Origin of the sequence: Rhodopirellula maiorica SM1, assembly GCF_000346295.1 — a bacterium.
In the GTDB taxonomy this organism is placed as follows: Bacteria; Planctomycetota; Planctomycetia; order Pirellulales; family Pirellulaceae; genus Novipirellula; species Novipirellula maiorica.
Map to the genome: position 1 here is coordinate 1 of NZ_ANOG01000205.1, position 8680 is coordinate 8680.

At 54.9% G+C, this 8680-nt stretch carries 10 protein-coding genes; 2 read left to right on the forward strand and 8 right to left on the reverse strand.

All coding sequences use genetic code 11. The features are described 5' to 3' along the window. Positions 1-569 (reverse strand): hypothetical protein (locus RMSM_RS42370; protein WP_040764388.1); only part of this gene is annotated, 569 nt, incomplete at its 3' end. 744 nt (positions 570-1313) lie between these two features. On the opposite strand from RMSM_RS42370, the gene RMSM_RS06335 reads away from it, so the two are divergent. Beyond that, positions 1314-1760: a helix-turn-helix domain-containing protein gene (locus RMSM_RS06335; protein WP_144057421.1), complete on the forward strand. Its 447-nt coding sequence runs from the start codon at positions 1314-1316 to the stop codon at positions 1758-1760. A 534-nt stretch (positions 1761-2294) separates the two neighbouring features. Then, positions 2295-3035, forward strand: coding sequence for a hypothetical protein (locus RMSM_RS06340; RefSeq protein ID WP_144057422.1), 741 nt, complete (start codon positions 2295-2297; stop codon positions 3033-3035). A 442-nt stretch (positions 3036-3477) separates the two neighbouring features. Here RMSM_RS06340 and RMSM_RS06350 read toward each other — a convergent pair whose 3' ends face one another. The 7 genes from RMSM_RS06350 to RMSM_RS06380 all read right to left on the reverse strand — a co-directional run. Then, positions 3478-3939 (reverse strand): hypothetical protein, encoded by a 462-nt coding sequence (locus tag RMSM_RS06350; RefSeq protein WP_008693158.1) that lies wholly within the window; start codon positions 3937-3939, stop codon positions 3478-3480. Between the two features lie 127 nt (positions 3940-4066). After that, positions 4067-4684: a hypothetical protein gene (locus RMSM_RS06355; RefSeq protein WP_144057423.1), complete on the reverse strand. Its 618-nt coding sequence runs from the start codon at positions 4682-4684 to the stop codon at positions 4067-4069. A 216-nt stretch (positions 4685-4900) separates the two neighbouring features. Then, positions 4901-5104: a hypothetical protein gene (locus RMSM_RS06360; protein ID WP_008693164.1), complete on the reverse strand. Its 204-nt coding sequence runs from the start codon at positions 5102-5104 to the stop codon at positions 4901-4903. Positions 5105-5210: 106 nt separating this feature from the next. Continuing rightward, on the reverse strand, positions 5211-5459 hold the full coding sequence (locus tag RMSM_RS06365) for a hypothetical protein (RefSeq protein WP_040764394.1): 249 nt from the start codon (positions 5457-5459) through the stop codon (positions 5211-5213). A gap of 5 nt (positions 5460-5464) precedes the next feature. Next, positions 5465-6433 (reverse strand): hypothetical protein, encoded by a 969-nt coding sequence (locus RMSM_RS06370; RefSeq protein WP_008693168.1) that lies wholly within the window; start codon positions 6431-6433, stop codon positions 5465-5467. A gap of 122 nt (positions 6434-6555) precedes the next feature. Continuing rightward, positions 6556-7014 (reverse strand): hypothetical protein, encoded by a 459-nt coding sequence (locus RMSM_RS36480; protein WP_008693169.1) that lies wholly within the window; start codon positions 7012-7014, stop codon positions 6556-6558. 294 nt (positions 7015-7308) lie between these two features. Then, positions 7309-8680 (reverse strand): AAA family ATPase (locus tag RMSM_RS06380; protein ID WP_040764397.1); only part of this gene is annotated, 1372 nt, incomplete at its 5' end.

The window sequence follows — 8680 nt, forward strand, 5'->3', positions numbered from 1 at the left end:
TTTTGGAAATCTTGGACTACAGGCAGGAATAGCGGTGCCTCGAACCCAAGAGAAACCGGTAGCGACGCCCGTAAATCATTGACGATGGAATTCAAGAAGTGATCGAAGTCCATTGATCCGTGACATATAGACTCGTCCTTCGGCCTTAATCTCGCCCATGCGAGACCGCTATTAGGTGACCCAACATCGATCGCATACACAACATGTGTCTTTAGGCCCGAACTGCTAGTGCAGGCTGCCAAATCCACGTCTAGCTCAGTTTCCGGAGCGACCGGTATGGGTTGACCTGCTACCGGCAACAACTCATCCGCCGCTTCCAGAGGCGTTTCTACTTCGATCCTAATCATGACCCCTGGCTTAATCCATTCCGGCGGGGGAGGTGTCTGGCAAGATAGCGTTGCATGTTCATCATTTGGCACAGTGAAGATCCAAGGCTGGCGGCCGGCGGTGGGATCCGTGACCTGCACGCGAGCATCGCGACAGTAGCCGAGTTCTTCAGCGAGTGCGAGCCCGCGTACCATGATTTGGGAACCATTCCGGAAAGACACAACATGATGGGCGACGGGCATGAGAATCCTCTAAAGATTTCGATGCGGTCAATGAGAACGTTTCGAACCGCCCGGGTAATATACACTGGCAAACGGACCAGAGTCACGGCAAGGACCAAGGCGACGCCGCCGTGTTCGCGGTTTAGTCTCACTTTGACGTAGAAGCTTGTCCCTTTGATGGCTCAAGAGAAATCAATCGCAGCTTCTAGCGATACACTTCGTGCAATTGCTTGAAACACCGCGACAGATTCCGCGTGGTCTGGGGCGTTACGGATTTGGGTGGAGTGACTTCGTTTCCGTGATCGTTTATGTTTCCCGCTTTTCAGTTCGAAACTGCATCCGGACGGTGTGTCCCGTGCCGGTTTTCGACCTATATCACACGCCGATGAACCTGCACCGGAGGCCGACATCGGACGTAGTTCGCGTGCTGCCTCCTGCCGACGGTTGCATAGACCGTCGCGGCGAGGGCGGCGGTCAAGTCTGAAGGGATCGGCGGTGTTGGACCTCGGTTTTTTCACTACTCGTGTGAGTCAGTGTTTTCGAAACGAAGGACGCCAATCACCAAGTCCCGACATGCCTGCGGTCGCGAACTATAGCTGTTGTGGAAGCAATGCAGGGAGCGTAACGTGTATTGACGTCTCGATCCCAGAATTCGTCCTCGGCATTGGTGTTTTTTGCCAGAACTCGTTTTGGTCGATTTTCGTTGATCGCATACGTTGACTGCATCAAAGTCAACTCCACTTTCATCTACGGTGAGGATCAACGATGCGCTCAATGACAGACAAGGACTTCTTAGAGCTGCTCGAAGCGAATGGAAAGGCCGAAAAAGAGCGGGAAGAGCGAATGCTGCTCGATGACCGACTACGGCTTTTTCTAAGCCAGTGTAGCTCCCGCGGAGCTCGCTACTCTCCCGGTAAGTCCATGCTCCCAAACCACGCCCAACTAGCAAAGTATTGCGGCTGCGATCTTTCGACGATCGGAAGGATTGAGCAAGGAAGAACCACAAAACCACCGCTTGCGACGGTGGCTACGTTAAGTGCTCTGGCTGGCATCTTCCCAGCTGCTCCCGAGCACGCATTCTACGCAGAGCAGAAGGCAAGGATTGCGGACGCGGATCGCTGGCTCGGCAAAGCTCCCGAGACCCGAGGCGAGCTCCATGACGCCTTGATCGACGGCATTCTAAAACGCCGCGACACAGCCTCGCTGAACTAACGAGCAACTCCTCTGGGCGACGCAGCAACTATACAAACGCCGGCAGTTTTCTGCTGGCAGAACAAGCTGATGCGTCGATTCATTCCGGGGCAACACGAAGCTTGCCAGTCGGTCGCGCTGAGCCGTACGCACTACCGAGTCACTCGCTTGCTTCAGCAACGACGCGTCGACTCACCTTCTTAAATCATTCCTTCGGGATGAGCACGACTGTTTCGACATATGTCCGTCATCCCTTTTTAAATATGTAGAGCACAGACAATGGCAAAAAAAGCATACCAGCCACGTTATCGCAAACCCTCTATCCAATCCGCCATCGAACATTTTGGCCTCAAGGGAGTTCACCCCGCGTGCGAATCTATTCCAGAAATTGATAGTCGTGAGTTCGATATCTTGGTCGAATCGATCGAAAGGAACGGGTTGGAGGTTCCAGTTTGGGTGAATCATGACGGAATCCTGCTGGATGGTCGATCGCGACTGCGAGCTTGTTTTTTACTCGACATCGACCTCTCAGACGACCAAATCGAAGCAACCGAATTGTCTGCAAATTTAATCGCCGACGCGAACCTCGTGACGCGGCAGCTAACACGTGATCAACGGACGATGAGAGCAATCAAGTTGCTGGCAGACGAACGAAAGGAAGCTGCTAAAAGACGACGCAAGGGGGCGGAGCGAGGACGGAAGAACCGCAGAAACCCGCTTGGAACGAGAGACGTACCAAGCAGGCGGGCACCAAGGGCACTTGATATCGCCGCCAAGAAAGCCGGGGTGCCACGTGATGATCTTGCGGCGGCCGAAAAACTTCAGAAGAGAGACCCAAAGGTTGCCGGCCACGTTATGGACGGAAAGTGCACACTTGATGAGGGATGTGAAGCGGTACAAATCTACAAACGAGCAAAACGACGCCGCAAGAAAAAGACCTTTCGCAAGTCATATGGCAGTTACCTCGACTACGCTACCACCTTTTCCGACCATGGCACTACCATCAGTGATCCAGATGACGGAATCCGGAGAGTCAGATGTGGAAAGGTTATCGTCTTTCGGCACTCCGAGTGTAACCATCAGGTATTTGCCTACCGACGAAAAAAGTACTGGATCGTTCGTGCAACCAATCGGTCAAACCGGATCCCATGTAAGACATGGCAACGCGCCGAGAAGCTTGCCGTTCACTGGATGATGCAACAGTGGAAGGACGCCAATTCGCCAGATGCCCGTCCCAAGTCGCAGAAAAAGAAAAGGAAGGGGCGAAAACGAGTTGGCATGGTGCGCGTAGAATGAGACCGGAATTAAGCTACCAAGCATGCTTTTTGCTTGGACTGGGCAGAGTTCACGACCTGGCAAGGGGGGCAAATTACCATCACGGAATCAGCTCAAAAGACAAGGTTTCGCGACACCGTTCCATGGATGCCATCTGGAATGAGGACCATTCCAGGCCCAAAGTAAGTGTTTCGCTACGAGGGCTTGCTTGGATCAAAAAAATCGAGATGGTATCCGTCGAGCTCGGTTTTCGCCGGAAATGACGGTCGAAAACGCGTTTTGCGATGCGTTGAATCATCGTCAACGTCGTGCCAAGCGAACGTTTTGCGTATCCTTCGCAAAACACACAGAACGCTTGCTTGGAGGGGCGCAAGGTGTTTAAAAAAACTCGCTGGGAGCTAAAAGTAAAAGCCACGACTGCGACGAGTTCCCTCGTCGCAATCATGGCGATACAACGTTTGAGTCACTCGCTTGGCAGTCGACTCTTAAGCGTTTCGATTAGCTCGCTCGCTTGCCGGATCGACAATTGCCTTGGTGACGAGACATCGTATTCAGCACCGAGTAGGCTTGTTAATTGAACATTCGCCTTCGCTGCGATTGCATGGATCGCCCGAATTTGGGCCTCGGTCGCCTCGCGTATTCGCGGTTGCTTGCTACCGTTGTCCGACTGAGGCTTGCTTGTCTGTGGTTGAGCCGACGGCTCGGAATGCGATGAAACAGTTGGCAGGCACTCGCTCTGAAGCTCGCGATGCACTTCGTCATGGCAGAGCCGAAAGGCATCCTGGATTCGCGAAACCAATTGGCCGTGTTGGTCTGGATCAGTTTCACTGTCCAACTCGAATTCAATCTGGCAACTTGCACCGCGGCTACCAAAATTAGGTTGGCCAACTTTTTGGCTGACGCCAATCGTGAGTCGGGATGTCATGGCGATAGTCTCCGAAAAGAAAGGGAATTTGGATCGAATGCCAGCGTACTAGGAGTCCACTGGCAGAGACAGCTGTTGTTTGCGTGGCGGTTTTCAAAACGACCGCAGTGGTCGCCCGAAGGCAGCACTACGAGGCAACCCATTCGGTCGCATGCCAGTCGGCAGCGTCGACGGTGACGGCCTGACGCTGGAACGGATCTTCGACGCGAACGCTAGTGTCATACTCTGCGAGCCATCGGCTGGGATCCGAAGCAGCGAAGCCACTGGAGTAGTCGACACAGGGCTTGAGGCGGATCGATGTCCGGGGACCGACGTTGAATTGCAACCGTCCGTAGCTCACCGCGTTCTGGGCAAGGATGAACATCGCTCCCCAGTCGGAAGCCGAAAACAGCCGCTTGAAAGTCTCGTCATCAACAACGCTTGGCTTTGCGGAATCAATCGGATGCGTATGGATCCAGACCCTGGCGAACTGGTCTGGCGAGCGGCCCCCTTCAAGATGACGGGTGAACATGTCGGCCACCGACTCATCATCAAAATCAAGTGTCGTCATCGTGCAAACTTGTTTGGCCAATTCGACGTCTTGGACGAGCAGCGGATTGTTGGGATCACAAATCCCGAACCCGCCGACCTCGCTTGGGCCGACATCACGCAGAAATTGTAGCTTTGCCCAGGCGTAGGGCGTGAACCAAAGTTTCGGCGTGGCAGAGCACGACAACTTTCGTTTCTGGTTTTGCCAGGAAATCATTTTTATGTTCCTTGAGTTTAATGTTGGTGCCTCATCACGAACGATCGGCACAGCGTCATAATGCTGCTGCGTCATCAGTTGCGTTTGTTGGCGGAAAGTGAATGAGAGTACCGTCGGCTCGGGAATCGGAGCCGACGACGACCGCGACGCGGTTGGCAAGTGGGTGCCAACCGACCACGTCGCGATGAAAGCTTGGAGGAGTTGGGGCGTTGGGATTTAGCCCAACCAATCCAACCCTTCTGTTTCAGCTTGGTGGACATTAAATTCGTCCCAGTCGATGATGTGGGGACCGAGAGACTCGGCTTCGGGGTCAGAGATCGGTTGCGATGGATCGGCGATCAAGAAACCGAGCCGCTTGATCGTGGAAATCGACTCGCCGGTCGCCGCGGCAACCGAGCGATAGAGATCGGACTGAGGCATGGTCAAGATTCTCCATATGAGAGATTGAGGAAACGAAAAAAGCCCCCGTTCGCTGACGACGAGTCAACGAACGGAGGCTTTGAGGTACGCAGGAAGTCAAAGAAGCTCAGCCTCTTTGAGGCGAGAGCCAGTGTTCACGCAGCCAAGCGACTTCCACTGCTATCGCTTGGCTGCGACAATCAAACGGTCCTAACGTGGGGCCGCCGACGGGCGACAGATCAACAGACCACTTGCCCGCCGAAGTTGGCTCGACGTGAGAGCCACGCTGGATAGCGACTTTGCCGATCAAGTGAAGATCGATCGCCTCGTCGTAGACCAGCCGGACGTTTCCGTCGGGCTCGACAATCATGTCCATCGTCGTCACCGTGCTCGCCGCAAGATGCTGCGGCGGGGGCGATCGGTCATCCATCCGTCCAGCGATGCTTCGACTCGCGTCAGTTCGCTGGCGACGCGTTGCCGCACATCGGTCTTCTCACGCAACTGCTGAGGGCGAACGCTACTAACGATTTGCCGTGCGTCGGCTACCAACCGGTCGAGCTGTTCATCCGAATGGATGTTCAATCGCTGGAAGCGATCGAAGAACTCTAGCAAGTTAGTCACCGCGGTATCGCGGAAGACTTTGGGGGATCCGTCTTCCTCGCCACAGAGACGTTCGGAAAGATGACGGACCAACTGCTCGAGCTCCTCAGCGAACGCTTGCTCGGCAATCCGCGCCGCTTCGTCGAAACGCTGCTGCACGCGAGCACATTCGCTGTAGTACAACTGCGGACTGACTCGCAGCAGGTACTCCGGCGGATTACAGCTCGGGTAGTCCCACTCGATACCAAATTGATCACTCAGATTCGAGTCGTAATCGCTGGGGTCAAACAAGTCGCCGAGTCGCTCGCGAGCTTGACTTATCAACTCGTCATAGTGCTGTTCGAGTTGCTGCACCGCTTCGGCCATCTCGGCACGAACCGAGGTCATGTGCACATCGAAAGTAGGCACATCGCTGCGGCGAATCAATCGCATCCCTGGTTCGGTGTAGGGAAGTGTGTTGGATTTCCAGTATTCCGTTGCCTGGGTCTTCACCGAGGTCAACGCTCGATACGCCGGATGGCTTGTATCAATCAGCTTTTTCGATGCCGAGACCGACTTGGTATCCGCATCGAAGGTGACCGCAGCCTGCCGCTTCTGGTCAGTGTTGAGTGTTTTGCGAGCACTCGGCCAGTGGATTTTCAGTCGCACTGCGGTTGTTTCCGACTGCAACCGTTCACCGACACTGGTCTCAGCTTGAGGGGCAGCGGGCCGGGTATTTTGTTGCTCGCTCGTTTCAAGGGTAACGCTCATTGCGTTGTCTCCTTCGGTTTAAAGGGAATGTTTCAAATAAAAAAGGCCCCATCAGCCTGTAGGGCCGACGGGGCTATTCGTTGGGTAGTTGGTTGGTTGAAAACGCTCGGTCTAGCCGGGCGTCATGACTCGCGTGAAGCGAGCCGTCGTGTGTTCTGTGAGTCGACCTTTGGGCTACTTTCGCTTGGTGTCACATCGGGCAGATGCAGCACTTCATCGATCACAAGATCACAAACTGCTTCGGAGTCTTGATCAGACTCCCGCGATCGAAGCACACAAGCGGTCAGTAGCAACGGCAGCAAACAGCAGGCAAGGAGGACCGAGGAGGTGATAGCGGCCGCTAGAATTGGCTCGCTATATTCACGCTCGTTCCACTCGCGTCGATCGCTCTCCAGGAGGTCACGCTGACGACCGATTTCGGCCCGTTCCTGCTGAATGTCTTGCTGCAACTGCAACCACTGGGCATCACTCAGATCGCGGCCGGATGGCCCGCATCCGACCACCAGCAATAGAAGAAGGCTCCAGCCGATGATTGTTACGATTCGCTGGATCCGGCTCTCCGGAAACATCGGTTTCCGCATGGTAAAACTCTCTATTCACGAGACGAGCTAGTAACGCTTTGAGCCCTCGCCGCTGACGCCGCAGTTGGATCACCATCAGCGATGTCACTGCAAGCGAAAACGAGAGGATCAAACAAACAATGAGGATAGGGCTCATTGGCATCCTTTCATAAATGAAATGAGCCTGAACCTACGCAGTACAGGCTTGTGCGAAGCAAACACTCATGCGACTTCGGTATCAATGACGTCATGCGGACGTCTGGCAAGACGCACTAGTGCCGAGGACTAGTTCTGGGACGAGCGATCGAATGACGATCAGTTTCGTGACGGCTTGGCCGATACCGCCCGCCGCCGCTTCGGCGAACTGCCGCTGCACCGATAGATCCCCGATTGATCCGATGACAAGCACCGACCATCGGCCCACTGGCGAAGCCGTTCGATCGATTCCGCTGAAGTGACCGCAACCGGAACCACGTTCTCGGCCGCTTGTGTCAAAGGCGTGTCGAGTAGCGCCGCCAACCGGCAGCAAGACTTGATCTCCGCTCCGGTCCACTGGTCATCTTCTGGGCGATCCTCGTCGGCACTGATCCCGAACTGATCGAGATACAATTGCCAGATTTCATCCTTCTGTTTGCGGCCGGGCAGATCCAGGAAGAACACGCCATCAAAGCGTTCGGCACGACTGAACTCCGGTGGCAATCGTTGGACGTCATTCGCAGTGCAAATCACAAACACGTCCGAATCGTGATCGTTCAGCCATGTCAGGAACGTGCCCATCATGCGAGAGGACACACCGCTATCGTTGGCACTGCCAGCGGCACCGGCGAATGCCTTTTCGACTTCGTCGATCATCAGCACACAGGGTGCCATCGCGTCGACAGTTTTGAGGGCTTGGCGTGTTCGCTCTTCGGACTGTCCAACGAGCGAACCCATCAGACTGCCAACATCCAAACTGAGTACGGGCCGCCCCACCTCTTTGCCGAGACATTTACAGAACTCGCTTTTGCCGCATCCCGGAGGTGAAAGCAGCATCACGCCACGCGCTCGCACCGATCCACCTTGACGGGATCGCAGTAGCGTGCGACGCGTGAATGCCTTCAACGAAGACAAACCACCGAGTCTGCTAAAATCCGAATCGCCACGATGAAGTGAAAGCAACCCAGAGGATTTTAGGGCTTGCGTCTTTAGTTCCCAGACGGCTTTTGGCTGTAATCGTTGATGACGCACCAATGAAAGAGAATACGCATTCTCTGCCTCCAAACGAGTTAATCCCGTGGCTGCATCAATGATCGCCTGTAGCTCATTCCCTTCTGGTAATTCACCCTCAGCCGTCGCGACCCCGCGAGCGATCTCTTCCAGCTGCTCACGATCTGGCCGAGGATGATCGACAGTGACAAACAGCGTCGCCAGTTCGGTGGGCAACTGGACGTTGGGTGACAGGATGACCACGAAGGTCCGTGTCGTCTTGCCCTCCACCACCGCTCGATATACCGCTTGCACAACTTCCGCCGATTGCAAGAAACGGTGAAAGTTCTTGAGTACGAGGATCGTTGTGCCATCACCGCCGGCCAAGGAGCGGAGCGAGGCTACAGCCGAGAGCGGATCCGTCGCTTCGATACCAACATCACTGCCGCCGAAGCCGTGCATACCACGATTGACATCCCAGAGCACGAGCTGCCAGTCCTCA